Source organism: Pseudomonas sp. MF06569, from assembly GCF_059862735.1.
In genome coordinates, this window is record NZ_JCBCUZ010000001.1 from 113387 (window position 1) to 127781 (window position 14395).

At 58.4% G+C, this 14395-nt stretch carries 17 protein-coding genes; 6 read left to right on the forward strand and 11 right to left on the reverse strand.

The window, feature by feature from the left end:
• Nucleotides 1-7: 7 nt before the first annotated feature.
• The 5 genes from AC19YQ_RS00580 to dadA form a co-directional block, all read right to left on the reverse strand.
• On the reverse strand, nt 8-421 hold the full coding sequence (locus tag AC19YQ_RS00580; RefSeq protein WP_500594495.1) for a c-type cytochrome: 414 nt from the start codon (nt 419-421) through the stop codon (nt 8-10).
• Between the two features lie 181 nt (nt 422-602).
• Nucleotides 603-1151 carry a cupin domain-containing protein gene (locus AC19YQ_RS00585; protein ID WP_019828220.1) on the reverse strand — a complete coding sequence of 183 codons (549 nt, stop codon included), beginning with the start codon at nt 1149-1151 and terminating at the stop codon, nt 603-605.
• A gap of 127 nt (nt 1152-1278) precedes the next feature.
• Nucleotides 1279-2352, reverse strand: a complete 1074-nt coding sequence (gene alr / locus AC19YQ_RS00590; protein WP_500594364.1) for an alanine racemase — start codon at nt 2350-2352, stop codon at nt 1279-1281.
• 102 nt (nt 2353-2454) lie between these two features.
• Nucleotides 2455-2808 carry a RidA family protein gene (locus tag AC19YQ_RS00595; RefSeq protein ID WP_326398749.1) on the reverse strand — a complete coding sequence of 118 codons (354 nt, stop codon included), beginning with the start codon at nt 2806-2808 and terminating at the stop codon, nt 2455-2457.
• On the reverse strand, nt 2780-4081 hold the full coding sequence (gene dadA, locus AC19YQ_RS00600; protein ID WP_133075049.1) for a D-amino acid dehydrogenase: 1302 nt from the start codon (nt 4079-4081) through the stop codon (nt 2780-2782). Before dadA ends, AC19YQ_RS00595 begins: the two co-directional genes overlap by 29 nt.
• 156 nt (nt 4082-4237) lie before the next feature.
• Between dadA and AC19YQ_RS00605 the strand changes: the two genes are divergently transcribed.
• Nucleotides 4238-4726, forward strand: coding sequence for an Lrp/AsnC ligand binding domain-containing protein (locus AC19YQ_RS00605; RefSeq protein WP_016782681.1), 489 nt, complete (start codon nt 4238-4240; stop codon nt 4724-4726).
• Between the two features lie 11 nt (nt 4727-4737).
• Here AC19YQ_RS00605 and AC19YQ_RS00610 read toward each other — a convergent pair whose 3' ends face one another.
• A complete protein-coding gene (locus AC19YQ_RS00610; RefSeq protein ID WP_133075050.1) occupies nt 4738-5091 on the reverse strand; it encodes a YkgJ family cysteine cluster protein in 354 nt (117 codons plus the stop codon).
• Nucleotides 5092-5237: 146 nt separating this feature from the next.
• Between AC19YQ_RS00610 and AC19YQ_RS00615 the strand changes: the two genes are divergently transcribed.
• Entirely contained in the window at nt 5238-6539 is a 1302-nt protein-coding gene (locus AC19YQ_RS00615) for an NAD(P)/FAD-dependent oxidoreductase (protein WP_500594365.1), read from the forward strand.
• 103 nt (nt 6540-6642) lie between these two features.
• Here the strand turns inward: AC19YQ_RS00615 and AC19YQ_RS00620 are convergent, their stop codons facing one another.
• On the reverse strand, nt 6643-6876 hold the full coding sequence (locus AC19YQ_RS00620; protein ID WP_133075052.1) for a DUF1127 domain-containing protein: 234 nt from the start codon (nt 6874-6876) through the stop codon (nt 6643-6645).
• A gap of 169 nt (nt 6877-7045) precedes the next feature.
• Here AC19YQ_RS00620 and AC19YQ_RS00625 point away from each other — a divergent pair, with 169 nt between their 5' ends.
• Entirely contained in the window at nt 7046-8467 is a 1422-nt protein-coding gene (locus tag AC19YQ_RS00625; protein WP_339475084.1) for an aminotransferase-like domain-containing protein, read from the forward strand.
• Nucleotides 8468-8501: 34 nt separating this feature from the next.
• Nucleotides 8502-10052, forward strand: coding sequence for a phospholipase D family protein (locus AC19YQ_RS00630; RefSeq protein WP_500594366.1), 1551 nt, complete (start codon nt 8502-8504; stop codon nt 10050-10052).
• On the opposite strand, the gene AC19YQ_RS00635 is transcribed toward AC19YQ_RS00630, so the two are convergent.
• Together AC19YQ_RS00635 and AC19YQ_RS00640 are read right to left on the reverse strand one after the other, a co-directional pair.
• Nucleotides 10047-11195: an MFS transporter gene (locus AC19YQ_RS00635; RefSeq protein ID WP_133075055.1), complete on the reverse strand. Its 1149-nt coding sequence runs from the start codon at nt 11193-11195 to the stop codon at nt 10047-10049. The two genes, AC19YQ_RS00630 and AC19YQ_RS00635, sit on opposite strands and share 6 nt — an antisense overlap.
• Nucleotides 11196-11334: 139 nt before the next feature.
• Nucleotides 11335-12828 carry an aldehyde dehydrogenase gene (locus AC19YQ_RS00640; protein ID WP_133075056.1) on the reverse strand — a complete coding sequence of 498 codons (1494 nt, stop codon included), beginning with the start codon at nt 12826-12828 and terminating at the stop codon, nt 11335-11337.
• A gap of 169 nt (nt 12829-12997) precedes the next feature.
• On the opposite strand from AC19YQ_RS00640, the gene AC19YQ_RS00645 reads away from it, so the two are divergent.
• Nucleotides 12998-13360, forward strand: coding sequence for a cupin domain-containing protein (locus AC19YQ_RS00645; RefSeq protein ID WP_339475092.1), 363 nt, complete (start codon nt 12998-13000; stop codon nt 13358-13360).
• A 228-nt stretch (nt 13361-13588) separates the two neighbouring features.
• Nucleotides 13589-13885: an I78 family peptidase inhibitor gene (locus AC19YQ_RS00650; protein WP_500594367.1), complete on the forward strand. Its 297-nt coding sequence runs from the start codon at nt 13589-13591 to the stop codon at nt 13883-13885.
• 98 nt (nt 13886-13983) lie between these two features.
• Here the strand turns inward: AC19YQ_RS00650 and rpmG are convergent, their stop codons facing one another.
• Both rpmG and rpmB read right to left on the reverse strand, forming a co-directional pair.
• Nucleotides 13984-14139 (reverse strand): 50S ribosomal protein L33, encoded by a 156-nt coding sequence (gene rpmG / locus AC19YQ_RS00655; RefSeq protein ID WP_003437824.1) that lies wholly within the window; start codon nt 14137-14139, stop codon nt 13984-13986.
• 11 nt (nt 14140-14150) lie between these two features.
• Nucleotides 14151-14384: a 50S ribosomal protein L28 gene (rpmB, locus tag AC19YQ_RS00660; protein WP_019410280.1), complete on the reverse strand. Its 234-nt coding sequence runs from the start codon at nt 14382-14384 to the stop codon at nt 14151-14153.
• Nucleotides 14385-14395 lie beyond the last annotated feature (11 nt).

Here is a 14395-nt window from a genome sequence, read left to right on the forward strand (position 1 = left end):
GTGCGGTTTACTTCAAACCGGACATCTTCTCGATGGCGCCTTTAAGGTCTTCATCGGAGCACGTCATGCAGGTGCCTTTAGGCGGCATGGCGTTGATACCGGTGATGGCCTTGGCCAGGATGCCATCAAGGCCGCCCTGGTGATCAGCGCGCTCTTTCCAGGCTGCGGTGTCACCGATTTTCGGTGCGCCCAACAGGCCGGTGCCGTGGCATGCGCTGCAATGCTTGGCAATGATGTCGTCGGGGGTCATGCCGCCGCCACCGCCCACAGAGGCAGTCACTTCCATGCCTTTGCATTCTTGCCCTTGAAAACAGACTTTACCGACTGGCTCAAGACGTTTTGCGATGTCATCGTTCGTTGTTGCCTGAGCGCTGACTGCCCAAAGGGCCATTACTGTTGCTGGTACGGCCAGCATTTTCATAATTAGGTTCACGCGTACACCCTCAATGGTGGCTAGTCACGCCCACAACCACGGTTTCGCGGGCGGGCGAAAGTATAACGGTTAGCCCGCCACTCTGAAACAACCCTAAAGACAAAGGGGGAATAGAGCTGGCGAAATGCATCTTCGGGTGCCTCTGCAAGCAGGCAGGGCGCCTCTGTTCTTAGAAGTTCGCCGGGGTGGCTGCGCTGATTAGTCGCGCCGCAACGTCGAACGGATTACGGAAACGGTGTGGCTTTGAGCTTTCGAAATAGTAGCTGTCACCGGCTTCGAGCACGAAGGTTTCAAGCCCCACGATTAACTCTAGGCGACCTTCCACTAAAATCCCGGTTTCTTCGCCTTCATGGGTCAGCATTTCGTCCCCGGTATCGGCACCCGGTGGATAAATCTCGTTGAGAAAGGCGATGGCACGGCTTGGATGTGCCTTGCCGACCAGTTTCATGGTCACGGCGCCATCGGAAATGTCGATCAGCTCGTTGGCTTTGTACACAATCTGAGTCGGGTTTTCTTGAAGGATCTCTTCGGAAAAAAACTCGACCATGGACATGGGGATGCCACTCAGCACTTTTCTCAGGGAGCTTATGGACGGGCTCACGCTGTTCTTTTCGATCATCGAAATGGTGCTGTTGGTGACGCCCGCGCGCTTGGCGAGTTCACGTTGTGACAGGCCTTTCAGTTTGCGGATGGATTGCAGTCGTTCACCGACGTCCAATGCGGGAGCCTCCTAGGGGTCAGATTCAGGTCGAGAAGTCGCCATCATGGCGATAGCGTTCAGTATTTACAACACTTCGACTTCAAACCTGGGTGCCCATCAGCCCCCGCACTTTGGATACAACCGATCAGCTCCCGGAATAGAGGCGTGGCGCTCGTTTCAGGTTGCAGAAAATCTGGTAAGGAATGGTGTCTGCCTTGGCTGCCACTTCACTGGCGAGGATGTTTTTGCCCCACAGCTCCACTGTCGAACCCAGGCCTGCCGGCGGCACATCGGTGAGATCGATGCACAGCATGTCCATCGACACCCGGCCCAGCAATTGACTGCGTACACCGGCCACCAACACGGGCGTACCGGTGGGGGCCTGACGCGGATAGCCGTCGGCATACCCCATGGCGACCACGCCAATGCGCATCGGCTTCGGGGTAATGAATTTGGCGCCGTAGCCCACGGGCTCACCGGCGGGCAGTTCGCGGACGTTAATCACCTTGGATTCCAGTGTCATCACCGGCTGCAGGCGTGATGCAGTGGCCTGGGGTTCGTCAAACGGCGAGGTGCCATACAGCATCAGGCCCGGGCGTACCCAGTCGCTTGGCACGCGTGGCCAGCCGAGTACAGCCGGCGAGTTACGCAAGCTGATTTCTGCCGTCAAGTCGGCGCGAGCGCCCAGGAACACCGCGACTTGCTCCACGCTTCGGGTGCAATCGAGTTCATCGGCGCGGGCAAAGTGGCTCATCAGCACGATTTTCGCCACATTGGCACTGGCCTGCAGACGCTGGTATGCAGCCTTGTAATCATTGGGGTGCAGACCGACGCGGTGCATGCCGCTGTCCAGTTTCAGCCACACGTGGATCGGTTTGGCGAGTCTGGCCTGCTCGATGGCATCGAGCTGCCACAGCGAATGCACCACGCACCAAAAGTCGTGTTCGACGATCAGTGGCAGTTCATCGGCTTCAAAAAAACCTTCGAGCAGCAGGATGGGCGCGCCAATACCGGCGGCGCGCAGTTCCAGTGCTTCTTCAATACAAGCGACGGCAAAACCGTCGGCTTCAGCCTCAAGGGCCTGGGCGCAGCGCACGGCTCCGTGGCCGTAGGCGTCGGCCTTGATCACAGCGAGGGCTTTGGCCCCCGTGACTTCACGGGCCAGTTGGTAATTGTGACGCAGGGCTTGGAGGTCGATCAGGGCACGGGCTGGGCGCATGGCGGCGGGCTTCTAACGGCTGTTGAATAAAAAAACCGGCGCTGACCCGCGGCGTTAACCGCGTGCCGCGCCGGAAGAGGGACTGTTACTTGATCGAAAAACCTAGGGCAGTGCTGCCACAACAGACAATTCGACCAGGATTTCTGGTTCGCACAACTTGGCTTCGACGGTAGCGCGGGCCGGTGCAACGCCTTTAGGCAGCCACTGATCCCAGACGCTGTTCATGCCGGTAAAGTCGGCATCAATGTCTTTGAGGTAGATAGTTACCGACAGGATGCGGCTTTTGTCGGTTCCCGCCAGGTCCAGCAAGTGCTCGATGTTGGCCAGTGTTTCACGGGTTTGCTGCTCAATCCCGGCGTTCATGTCGTCACCGACTTGACCAGACAGGTAAACAGTACCGTTATGGGCAACGATCTGGCTCATGCGTTCATTGGTGAGCTGGCGCTGGATTGCCATGTTTTGCAGTCTCCTGGTGGTTGCCGTAGCGGGAAATATCAAGGCCTTCGGCGCTGATTTGTGGTGTCTTTCTGGCCATCACATCCGCAAGGAAGCGACCGGAGCCGCAGGCCATGGTCCAACCGAGCGTGCCATGACCGGTGTTCAGGAACAGGTTTTTGAACGGGGTCGCACCCACAATCGGCGTGCCGTCCGGCGTAGTAGGACGCAAGCCGGTCCAGAAGCTGGCCTGGCTCAAGTCACCGCCCTGAGGATAAAGGTCGTTGACGATCATCTCCAGGGTTTCGCGTCGGCGCGGGTTCAGCGACAGATCGAAGCCGGCGATTTCAGCCATGCCGCCAACGCGGATACGGTTGTCGAAACGGGTGATCGCGACCTTGTAGGTCTCGTCGAGAATAGTCGACGTCGGGGCCATGTCCGGATTGGTGATCGGGATGGTCAGCGAGTAACCCTTGAGCGGGTAAACCGGGGCCTTGATGCCCAGCGGCTTGAGCATCTGCGGCGAGTAGCTGCCCAGTGCCAGCACGTAGCGATCAGCGGTTTCGAGCTTGCCGTCGATCATTACGCCATTGATGCGGTCGCCTGCGTAGTCCAGACGCTGGATGTCTTGACCGAAGCGGAATTCAACACCCAGGTTCTTGGCCATTTCGGCCAGGCGGGTGGTAAACATCTGACAGTCGCCGGTCTGGTCATTAGGCAGACGCAGGGCGCCGGCCAGAATGTCGGTCACGTTGGCCAGTGCGGGTTCAACCCGGGCGATGCCTGCGCGGTCGAGCAGTTCGAACGGCACACCGGATTCCTTGAGAACCGCGATGTCCTTGGCCGCACCATCCAGTTGGGCCTGGGTGCGGAACAACTGAGTGGTGCCCAGGTTGCGAGCCTCGTAGGCGATACCAGTTTCGGCGCGCAGCTCGTCGAGGCAGTCACGGCTGTACTCGGACAGGCGAACCATGCGCTCCTTGTTCACGGCATAGCGGCTGGCGGTGCAGTTGCGCAGCATTTGCGCCATCCACAGGTATTGGTCGATGTTGGCAGTGGCCTTGATTGCCAGGGGCGCGTGGCGCTCCAGCAGCCATTTGATTGCCTTCAGCGGCACACCCGGCGCTGCCCACGGGGAAGCGTAGCCTGGTGAAACCTGGCCGGCGTTGGCAAAGCTGGTTTCCATTGCAACGGCTGGCTGACGGTCAACGACGACCACATCGAAACCGGCTCGGGCCAGATAATAGGCGCTGGCAGTACCAATAACGCCGCCACCCAATACCATAACTCGCATATTCATATCCCTCATCGCGGCCAGCCGCAGACGTTTATTGTTCAGAGCGAAGATGAGCGCAGTATATGAAGCATTGAGTAGTGGAATTCACTGTATAAGCAGCTATATTTGGCGACAATTCTCGGGCACAACCCTTTTCACGGAGGAGAATCTCCTATGCGTACAAATCACCAAACAAAACGTGAATTGGACAAGATTGACCGCAATATTTTGCGCATCCTTCAGGTCGATGGCCGCATCTCGTTTACCGAGCTGGGAGAGAAGGTCGGGCTGTCCACTACGCCCTGCACAGAACGGGTACGAAGGCTGGAGCGTGAAGGCATCATCATGGGCTATAACGCCCGGCTCAACCCGCAGCACTTGCAGGGCAGCCTGCTGGTTTTTGTTGAGATCAGCCTGGACTACAAGTCTGGCGACACCTTTGATGAGTTTCGCCGCGCGGTGCTGAAGTTACCTCACGTGCTGGAGTGCCATCTGGTGTCGGGGGATTTCGACTATCTGGTCAAGGCGCGGATCAGCGAGATGGCTTCATACCGCAAGTTGCTGGGCGACATCCTGCTCAAATTGCCCCACGTGCGTGAGTCCAAGAGCTATATCGTGATGGAAGAAGTGAAAGAGAGCCTGAACCTGCCGATTGCCGATTGAACCCTGCGGGCTTAAACCAGCACCTGGCGCGTACTGGCGATGTATTCATGCACCAGCTTCTCAGCGCTGGGATGAATCATTTCCACCGGGCGTCTGCCATTTGGGCACGGCAGTGTGGGCGTGGTGCCGAACAGGCGACAGATCAATGGTCGCTCTTCATACACCGTGCAGCCATTGGGCCCCAGGTGCACGCAGTCAAGCTCATCCATCGCGGCTTCCTGCTCGGCGGCAGTCTTGCGCGGCAAGCGGGCCATTTCTTCGGAGGAGGTGGTCACCGGTCCGCAGCAGTCATGGCAACCCGGCACGCAGTCAAACGAGGGGATTTGCTGCCTGAGAAAGCGGATCTTGTGACTGTTGCAGCTCATCCAGAACGTACCGATTTTGAAAAGGCCGCAAAGTCTGCCTGAAAACCCCGGCTCTAGACAGGGCCGTCCAGCTGTTCTTGCCCCGTGGGAATGGCCCGGCTTATGCTCCGTCAAATTTTCCAAACATCAATAATCAGGATTCGCCCATGAGCGCCCCGGTTCAGCGCAGCCAGCACACCGCCTCTTATTACGCCGCCAGCAGCCTGCCGCAGCCCGATCATCCGGTGCTGCAGGGTGATGTGGTGGCGGATGTGTGCGTGGTGGGTGGCGGCTTTTCCGGGCTCAACACCGCGTTGGAGCTTGCCGAGCGCGGCATGAGCGTCGTTTTGCTCGAGGCTCACAAGATCGGTTGGGGCGCCAGCGGGCGCAATGGCGGCCAATTGATTCGCGGTGTCGGCCATGGCCTTGAGCAGTTTGAAGGGGTTATCGGCAAAGACGGCGTACGGCAGATGAAGTTGATGGGGCTGGAGGCGGTGGAAATCGTTCGCCGTCGCGTAGAGCGCTTCAATATCGCCTGCGACCTGACATGGGGCTACTGCGATCTGGCCAACAAGCCGCGTGACCTTGAAGGTTTTGCCGAAGAAGCCCAGGAACTGCGGGGTTTGGGCTATCGCCATGAAACCCGTCTGCTGCAAGCCAGCGAGGTGCATAGCGTGGTGGGCTCGGATCGTTATGTCGGCGGCCTGATCGATATGGGCTCGGGGCATTTGCATCCACTCAACCTGGCGCTGGGCGAAGCGGCGGCAGCTGCGCAGCTGGGCGTGAAGCTATTTGAAAACTCCGCCGTGACCCGTATCGATTATGGCCCTGAAGTAAGGGTACACACGGCGCAGGGCTCGGTACGGGCCAAAAGCCTGGTGCTGGGCTGCAACGCCTATTTAAAAGACCTGAATCCGCAACTCAGTGGCAAGGTACTGCCTGCGGGCAGCTATATCATCGCCACCGAGCCGCTGAGCGAAGCCCAGGCCCACGCCTTGCTGCCGCAGAACATGGCGGTGTGTGATCAGCGGGTGGCGCTGGATTACTACAGGTTATCGGCGGACCGACGTTTGCTGTTTGGGGGGGCTTGTCACTATTCGGGTCGCGATCCTCAAGACATTGCGGCGTATATGCGGCCCAAAATGCTTGAGGTGTTCCCGCACCTCAACAACGTGAAAATCGATTACCAGTGGGGCGGCATGATCGGCATTGGCGCCAACCGCTTGCCACAGATCGGCCGCCTGCAAGAGCAGCCCAATGTGTATTACGCCCAGGCGTATTCAGGGCATGGGGTCAACGCGACTCACCTGGCGGGCAGGTTGCTGGCCGAAGCCATCAGTGGTCAGCACAGCGACGGTTTTGACCTGTTCGCCAAAGTCCCGCACATCACCTTCCCTGGCGGCAAATACCTGCGCTCGCCGTTGCTGGCACTGGGGATGCTGTGGCATCGGCTCAAAGAGCTGCGTTAAAAAACGGTGGGAGCGGGCTTGCTCGCGATTCAGGCGCCGCAGTGCGCCTGATACAACGCGGCGCTTGAATCGCGAGCAAGCTCCCTTGCATACAGCGCAGTATTCACGAACGCCAAAAAGGTTTGCAGCCTTCGCGTCGGGCCATTTCGCGGCTCAGGCCCACGTCACGCAGTTGATTCTCGTCCAGGTTGAGCAGCACGCGGCGGCTGCGTGCGCGGTGCCAGAACAGGCTCCAGCGCCCCAGCGCTGCAGGGGCGTTAATGATTTCCCTGGCCTCGTGTTCGGCCAGTAATTGTTGGCTGTGCAGCGTCAGGCGGACATCGCTCAAACCATTCATCAGACAGCTCCTTTTGACTCGATTACCATGAGTCAGCATGATGGCCTTACGCTCAAAACCATGACAGATTCAGCAAAGTCATTTTATATCCATACAGATACGGCCTTTTAGACGCTGAATCCTCGGTTTTCAGCTCATCTGTACTGGTCAGCACTCCTGGAGTCCGGCAATGTCCCTTTACGTCAATCTCGCTGACCTGCTCGGTACGCGCATCGAACAGGGCTTTTATCGTCCTGGCGACCGCTTGCCATCAGTGCGGGCGCTAAGCGCCGAGCATGGCGTGAGCCTGAGCACGGTGCAGCAGGCGTATCGGTTGCTGGAAGACAATGGGCTGGCTTCACCACGCCCCAAGTCCGGGTACTTCGTGCCAATGGAGCGTGAGCTGCCTGCCTTGCCGGGCATGGGTAAACCGGCTCAGCGGCCGGTGGAAATTTCCCAGTGGGAACAAGTGCTGGAACTGGTGCGTTCCGTGCCGCAGAAGGACGTGATCCAGTTGGGACGGGGCATGCCTGACGTTACTACGCCAACCATCAAGCCGCTGTTGCGCAGCCTGGCGCAAATCAGTCGTCGTCTGGATTTGCCCGGCCTGTATTACGACAACGTGTACGGGGTGCTGGGCCTGCGTGAGCAGTTGGCGCGTCTGTTACTCGATTCGGGCTGCCAACTGGGTGCTGAAGACCTGGTGATCACTACCGGCTGCCATGAGGCGCTGTCGTGCAGTATTCGCGCGGTGTGTGAGCCGGGTGACATCGTGGCGGTCGATTCGCCGAGTTTTCATGGCGCCATGCAAACCCTCAAGGGGTTGGGCATGAAGGCGCTCGAGATCCCTACCGATCCGCTGACCGGCATCAGTCTCGAGGCGCTGGAGCTGGCGCTGGAGCAGTGGCCGATCAAGGCGATCCAGATTACGCCCAGCTGTAACAACCCGCTGGGCTACATCATGCCCGAGGCTCGCAAGCGGGCGCTGGTGACACTGGCTCAGCGTTTCGATGTGGCGATTATCGAAGACGATGTGTACGGCGAACTGGCTTATACCTATCCGCGTCCGCGTACGATCAAATCCTTCGACGATGATGGGCGGGTCTTGCTGTGCAGCTCATTTTCCAAAACTCTGGCCCCCGGCTTGCGCGTTGGCTGGGTTGCGCCGGGTCGTTATCTGGAGCGGGTGCTGCACATGAAATACATCAGCACCGGTTCCACAGCGCCACAGCCGCAACTGGCCATTGCCGACTTTTTAAAGAACGGCCATTTCGAGCCGCACCTGCGCAAAATGCGCAGCCAATATCAGCGCAATCGAGACCTGATGCTGGGCTGGATCAGTCGCTACTTTCCACCCGGCACTCGCGCCAGTCGGCCCCAAGGCAGTTTTATGCTCTGGCTGGAGCTGCCGGAAGGGTTTGACAGCTTGCGCCTCAACCGCGCGCTGCTGGATCAAGGGGTGCAGATTGCGGTGGGCAGTATTTTCTCTGCCTCGGGCAAATACCGTAACTGCTTGCGCATGAACTACGCTGCAAAGCCTACGCCTCAGGTTGAAGAGGCGGTGCGCAAGGTCGGGATGGCGGCCAGTAAACTGTTGGCAGAAGCTGTTTAATCACCCTGTGACGTCCGGCCCGAGGCTCTACACGTTGAAATCACTCTGTGCATTGTTTTTGGCTGTATTGCTGGGAGGTTGTGTCACTTTGGACGTGCCCCGTGAGCCAACCCAGGCGTTGCCAGCGGCAGACTCGGCCTTTGGCCGCTCCATCCAGGCCCAGGCCGAGCCCTATCAGGGCCGCTCCGGATTTCGCCTGCTGCCCAACAGCGGCGAAGCGTTCAGGGCCCGTGCAGAGCTGATCCGCAATGCGCAAAGCAGCCTCGACTTGCAGTACTACATCGTCCACGACGGGTTGAGTACGCGCATGCTGATTGATGAACTGCTCAAGGCGGCAGATCGCGGCGTGCGCGTGCGGATCCTGCTCGATGACACCGCCAGTGATGGCCTGGACGATATCCTGGCGACACTTGCGGCCCATCCCAATATCCAGATCCGGCTGTTCAATCCTCTGCAGTTGGGACGCAGCACGGGCGTGACCCGAGCCATGGGGCGGCTGTTCAACCTCTCGCGCCAGCACCGGCGCATGCACAACAAACTCTGGCTGGCCGATAACAGCGTGGCGATTGTGGGTGGGCGCAATCTGGGCGATGAGTATTTCGATGCCAAGCCCGAGCTGAACTTCACCGATATCGACTTGCTCAGCGTTGGCCCGGTGGCAGAACAATTGGGGCACGGTTTCGATCAATACTGGAACAGCGCCCTCAGCCAGCCGATTGGTGATTTTGTCTCGTCGAAACTGTCTGTGCATGAGTTGGGCAAGGCGCGTAAAAAACTCGAGGCCTCGCTCACGCGGGCGCAGCAACGCAACCCGGCGCTTTATCAAGAGCTGGCATCCTATGAGACCAACCCGCAGCTGGATGTTTGGCGCAAAGAGCTGATCTGGGCCTGGAATCAGGCGCTGTGGGATGCGCCGAGCAAGGTGCTGGCCAGGGGGGAGCCAGATTCCCACTTGTTGCTGACCACGCAGTTGGCGCCGGAGCTGGCGGGAGTGAACCAGGAGCTGATCCTGATCTCGGCCTATTTTGTGCCGGGTGAAACCGGGTTGGTGTACCTGACGGGTCGAGCGGATGCGGGGGTCGATGTACGTTTATTGACCAACTCACTGGAAGCGACGGACGTACCCGCTGTTCACGGCGGCTACGCGCCTTACCGCAAAGCGTTGCTGGAGCACGGGGTCAAACTGTTTGAACTGCGTCGCCAGCCGGGTAGCAAGGGAGGCAGTGGACTGCACCTGTTCAAGCACGGGATGAGTTCGGATTCGAGCCTGCACAGCAAGGCGATGATTTTTGACCAGCAGAAATCATTTATAGGTTCTTTCAATTTCGACCCGCGTTCGGGGTTGTGGAACACCGAGGTCGGTGTGTTGGTGGACAGCCCGGAACTGGCCGCCGAAGCCCGCAAACTGGCCCTGCAAGGCATGGATCCGGCCTTGAGCTATGAGCCAAGGCTTGAGCAGGGCAAGCTTGTCTGGGTGACTGAAGACAACGGCCAGTTGCACACCTTGCATCGCGAGCCGGGCAACTGGTGGCGCCGGCTCAATGCCTGGTTCAGCAAGCGTGTGGGGCTGGAAAAGATGCTATGAAGCCGTTGCTTGCTCCGCGCCGAATGCTCCCTGGCGCAACACCAGAATCACCAGTACCAGCGCGCCTGCGGCCATGAACAGCGGCAAGGCGTGCCCGCTGATCCACTGGCTGCCCGCACCGGCGGCCAATGGCCCGATCAGGCAGCCGATACCCCACAGTTGCGCGACGTGGGCGTTGGCGCGCACCAGGGCATCATCACGATAGCGCTCGCCGATCAGGATCAGTGACAAGGTAAACAAGCCGCCGGCACTGGCACCGAAGATCACCCACAGCGGCCAGATCAGCAGGGTATTGAGCAAGAACGGCACCGCCAGGCTCGACAGCATCAGCAGGACTGCGCAGCCGGTAAACAGCGAACGGCGGGACAGACGGTCGGCCAGCGCCCCTATCGGCAATTGCAGCAGGGCATCGCCCACCACAACGGTGCTGACCATCGCCAGCGCAATGTCAGCGGTAAAGCCCTGGCGCAGGCAGTAGATGGGCAGAAGCGTAAGAATCATCGCCTCGAAAGCAGCAAACAGCGCTACGGCCCACGCAATAGCCGGTAAGCCTCGACAGAATCCCAGTAAATCCTTGAAGGTCACGCTGCAGGATTCGGTGGTGGGTGCCCCATCGCGACCCATGAGCAGTAAAGGCGCAAGGGTCAGCAATGCAACGCCGATCCAGAATCCGTAGTCATCTTCAGAGCCGACCAGGCCCAGCAGCAGTGGCCCGGACAATTGGCTCAAGGCATAGGCCGAGCCATACAGCGCGACCAGGCGGCCGCGCCATTGCTCGACCACTAGCTGGTTGATCCAGCTTTCGCCGAGAATAAAAATAATCGTGAGTACCACGCCGATCAGCAGACGCAGCACCAGCCACACCGGATAGCTGGGCAGTAACGCCAGCAGCCCGATGGACAGCGCCCCACACCACAGACACAGGCGCATCAGGCCGGGTGTGCCAAAGCGTGCAGCCAGCTTGCTTGCCAGGCTGGCGCCGACCAGTACACCTATCGCCGGCATGGCGGCCATGACGCCAATTGCGAACCCGCCATAACCCCAGCTTTCAAGCCGAAACGATACCAGCGGCATGCTCACGCCCAGTGCCAGGCCGACACTGAGAACCGAGGCCAGAACGGCGAAATACGTCGCCCAACGCATGTCTGTGCTCCAAATGTGTGGTGTAAAAACCAGTGTGGGAGCGGGCTTGGCCGCGATGAAGGCACCGGGGTCTGTCAGTCAGACCTCGATGCTGCCATCGCGGGCAAGCCCGCTCCCACAGGGTGTTGCGTTAAGGCTGTTACAGCTTGATCCAGGTGGATTTCAGCTCTGTGTATTTGTCGAACGCGTGCAACGACTTGTCACGCCCGTTGCCCGACTGTTTGAAGCCGCCAAACGGTGCGGTCATGTCGCCGCCATCGTACTGGTTGACCCACACGCTACCGGCGCGCAGGGCTTTGGCGGTCAGGTGAGCCTTGGAGATGTCAGCTGTCCACACTGCTGCGGCCAGGCCGTAGGGCGTGTCGTTGGCGATCTGAATGGCTTCTTCGGCACTGTCGAAGGTGATCACCGACAGCACGGGACCGAAGATTTCTTCCTGGGCGATTTTCATCGCATTGCTCACACCATCGAAAATCGTCGGTTCAACGTAGGTGCCGCCGGTTTCCTGCAGGATTTGTTTGCCGCCTGCTACCAGTTTTGCGCCTTCGCTGTGGCCGGACTCGATGTACGACAGCACGGTGTTCATTTGCTGGGTATCAACCAGAGCGCCCACGGTGGTTTCCGGGTCCAGCGGGTTGCCGGGCTTCCAGCCTTTGAGGGCCTGGATCACCAGCGGCAGGAATTTGTCCTTGATCGAGCGCTCCACCAGCAGGCGCGAACCGGCTGTGCACACTTCACCCTGGTTGAAGGCAATGGCGCTGGCAGCGGATTCGGCCGCAGCCTGCAGGTCCGGTGCATCGGCGAAGACGATGTTCGGGCTCTTGCCACCCGCTTCAAGCCAGACGCGCTTCATGTTGGATTCGCCGGAATAGATCATCAGTTGCTTGGCGATCTTGGTCGAGCCGGTGAATACCAGGGTGTCGACATCCATGTGCAGGGCCAGGGCCTTGCCGACGGTATGGCCATAGCCTGGCAGCACGTTGAGTACGCCCGCAGGAATACCGGCTTCAACGGCCAGAGCTGCGATACGGATGGCAGTCAGTGGGGATTTTTCAGACGGCTTGAGGATCACCGAGTTACCGGTCGACAGAGCCGGACCGAGTTTCCAGCAGGCCATCATCAACGGGAAGTTCCACGGCACGATCGCGGCGACAACACCAACGGCTTCGCGGGTCACCAGGCCCAGTTGGTTGTGGGGGGTGGCAGCGACTTCGTCGTAGATTTTGTCGATGGCTTCACCGCTCCAGCTCAGCGCGCCGGCGGCACCTGGCACGTCGATGCCCAAGGAGTCACTGATCGGCTTGCCCATATCCAGGGTTTCAAGCAGGGCCAGTTCTTCGGCGTTTTGTTTCAGCAGGCCGGCAAAGCGGATCATCGTGGCCTTGCGCTTGGCCGGGGCCAGGCGGGACCAGACACCGGACTCAAACGTCTGGCGTGCATTGTCTACGGCTCTCTGGGCGTCAGCGCTATCGCAGCTGGCAATTTTGCCCAGCAAACGGCCATCGACCGGGCTCAGACACTCGAACGTTTCATTGGAGACCGCATCGGTGTACTCACCATTGATGTAGGCGCGACCTTCGATTTTCAGCTCTTGGGCCCGTTGTTCCCAATCAGCACGCGTCAGGGTGGTCATTCGAGTGTCCTCCTCTTATTGAAATGGAAGCGTCACCCTAAACCAGTGGCCCAGGAACTTTCAATATATTTGACACATGAGTCGCAAACGGCATGGCTTGTTCGTTTTAATAAACATAGACTTTGGTTTTTCTGGCCACATACACCGCAATTTCGGGGGGACAAGAACCATGAGCATCGCAACCATCGTCGATTTCAGCACTGCCAACACCCAGGCTGACCGCTTCAGCCCGGCACCGGAAAAGGTGCTCAAGGGCGCTCCCGAACAAGTTATCCACAACCATTACAACAGTCCGTGCGGACAAATGAATGCGGGCGTGTGGGAAGGTGCTGTGGGTCAGTGGACGGTCAATTACACCGAGCATGAATACTGCGAGATTGTGCAGGGCGTTTCTGTCTTGCGTGACCATGAGGGTAACGCCAAGACCCTCCGGGCCGGTGATCGTTTTGTCATCCCGGCAGGGTTTCGCGGGACATGGGAAGTGCTTGAGCCATGTCGGAAGATTTACGTGGTGTTTGAACAGAAGGTTTGAAACCACTGATCCAGAGCGCTTTAAGAGCCCTGCCTGATATTGAAGGCGGGGCTTTTTTATGGGCATTTACCGCACCTTGAAAGACAAACCAGTAAACACGTCGCCGCGGATGCGGGCGTCAAAGTGAGCCAGTCTTTGGAGGGCAGGGAATTGCGGTGCCAAACACTCATGGACGAGCAGGCACTGTCAGTTTCGTTGTTAACTTTCGATTATTGACAAGGACGACTTATGAAAATTACGACTGGTTTTAAAAGTGTAACGTTGGCGGCATGTGTTGTACTCGGAGCATTTTCACTGCCCGCGATGGCTGATGCGGATGGCCAATGTGACCGCAATTTGGCGATCAACTACCTTGTGGCGCCAGAGGCAACGCCAAAGCTTGTAGAGTTTCTGCGCAATGCTTACGGCGCTAAAGTAGTGCGCGTTGAATTGCCGGGCAAAGGGTACAGCAAGGAACTGGATAGCTACCGCCTGAAAATCCAGGTCAATGAAAACAACATGCTTGTTCGCCAGTACTGCGGCTAAGCGTGTGCCTGAGCAGCAGATGACGGTTTAAAAACCGCAGGCAACAAAAAAGGCCCGTATCGTGAGATATGGGCCTTTTTTGTAAGAAGAAAAACCAATTACTTGATTTTGGCTTCTTTGTAGATCACGTGCTTGCGAACCCGCGGATCGAATTTTTTGATTTCGATTTTGTCCGGAGTGGTGCGCTTGTTCTTATCAGTGGTGTAGAAATGGCCTGTACCAGCGCTCGACACCAAACGGATCAATTCACGCATGATTAGCTCCCTTAGATCTTACCAGCACGGCGGATTTCGGCCAGCACGACAGTAATGCCACGCTTGTCGATGATACGCATGCCTTTAGCAGATACGCGCAGACGAACAAAACGTTTCTCTTCTTCAACCCAGAAGCGGTGATGCTGCAGGTTCGGCAGGAAACGACGACGGGTTTTGTTATTTGCGTGGGAAATGTTATTCCCAGTCACCGGACCCTTACCGGTAACTTGACAGACTCTCGACATGCCTCAGCCCT

What these genes read in the sequence shown, in the direction of transcription:
- AC19YQ_RS00580 (WP_500594495.1), bottom strand. Translation starts at nt 421, where the DNA reads ATGAAAATGCTGGCCGTACCAGCAACAGTAATGGCCCTTTGGGCAGTC.
- alr (WP_500594364.1), bottom strand. Translation starts at nt 2,352, where the DNA reads ATGCGCCCAGCCCGTGCCCTGATCGACCTCCAAGCCCTGCGTCACAAT.
- AC19YQ_RS00595 (WP_326398749.1), bottom strand. Translation starts at nt 2,808, where the DNA reads ATGGCAATCCAGCGCCAGCTCACCAATGAACGCATGAGCCAGATCGTT.
- dadA (WP_133075049.1), bottom strand. Translation starts at nt 4,081, where the DNA reads ATGCGAGTTATGGTATTGGGTGGCGGCGTTATTGGTACTGCCAGCGCC.
- AC19YQ_RS00605 (WP_016782681.1), top strand. Translation starts at nt 4,238, where the DNA reads ATGCGTACAAATCACCAAACAAAACGTGAATTGGACAAGATTGACCGC.
- AC19YQ_RS00610 (WP_133075050.1), bottom strand. Translation starts at nt 5,091, where the DNA reads ATGAGCTGCAACAGTCACAAGATCCGCTTTCTCAGGCAGCAAATCCCC.
- AC19YQ_RS00615 (WP_500594365.1), top strand. Translation starts at nt 5,238, where the DNA reads ATGAGCGCCCCGGTTCAGCGCAGCCAGCACACCGCCTCTTATTACGCC.
- AC19YQ_RS00620 (WP_133075052.1), bottom strand. Translation starts at nt 6,876, where the DNA reads ATGAATGGTTTGAGCGATGTCCGCCTGACGCTGCACAGCCAACAATTA.
- AC19YQ_RS00625 (WP_339475084.1), top strand. Translation starts at nt 7,046, where the DNA reads ATGTCCCTTTACGTCAATCTCGCTGACCTGCTCGGTACGCGCATCGAA.
- AC19YQ_RS00635 (WP_133075055.1), bottom strand. Translation starts at nt 11,195, where the DNA reads ATGCGTTGGGCGACGTATTTCGCCGTTCTGGCCTCGGTTCTCAGTGTC.
- AC19YQ_RS00640 (WP_133075056.1), bottom strand. Translation starts at nt 12,828, where the DNA reads ATGACCACCCTGACGCGTGCTGATTGGGAACAACGGGCCCAAGAGCTG.
- AC19YQ_RS00645 (WP_339475092.1), top strand. Translation starts at nt 12,998, where the DNA reads ATGAGCATCGCAACCATCGTCGATTTCAGCACTGCCAACACCCAGGCT.
- AC19YQ_RS00650 (WP_500594367.1), top strand. Translation starts at nt 13,589, where the DNA reads ATGAAAATTACGACTGGTTTTAAAAGTGTAACGTTGGCGGCATGTGTT.
- rpmG (WP_003437824.1), bottom strand. Translation starts at nt 14,139, where the DNA reads ATGCGTGAATTGATCCGTTTGGTGTCGAGCGCTGGTACAGGCCATTTC.
- rpmB (WP_019410280.1), bottom strand. Translation starts at nt 14,384, where the DNA reads ATGTCGAGAGTCTGTCAAGTTACCGGTAAGGGTCCGGTGACTGGGAAT.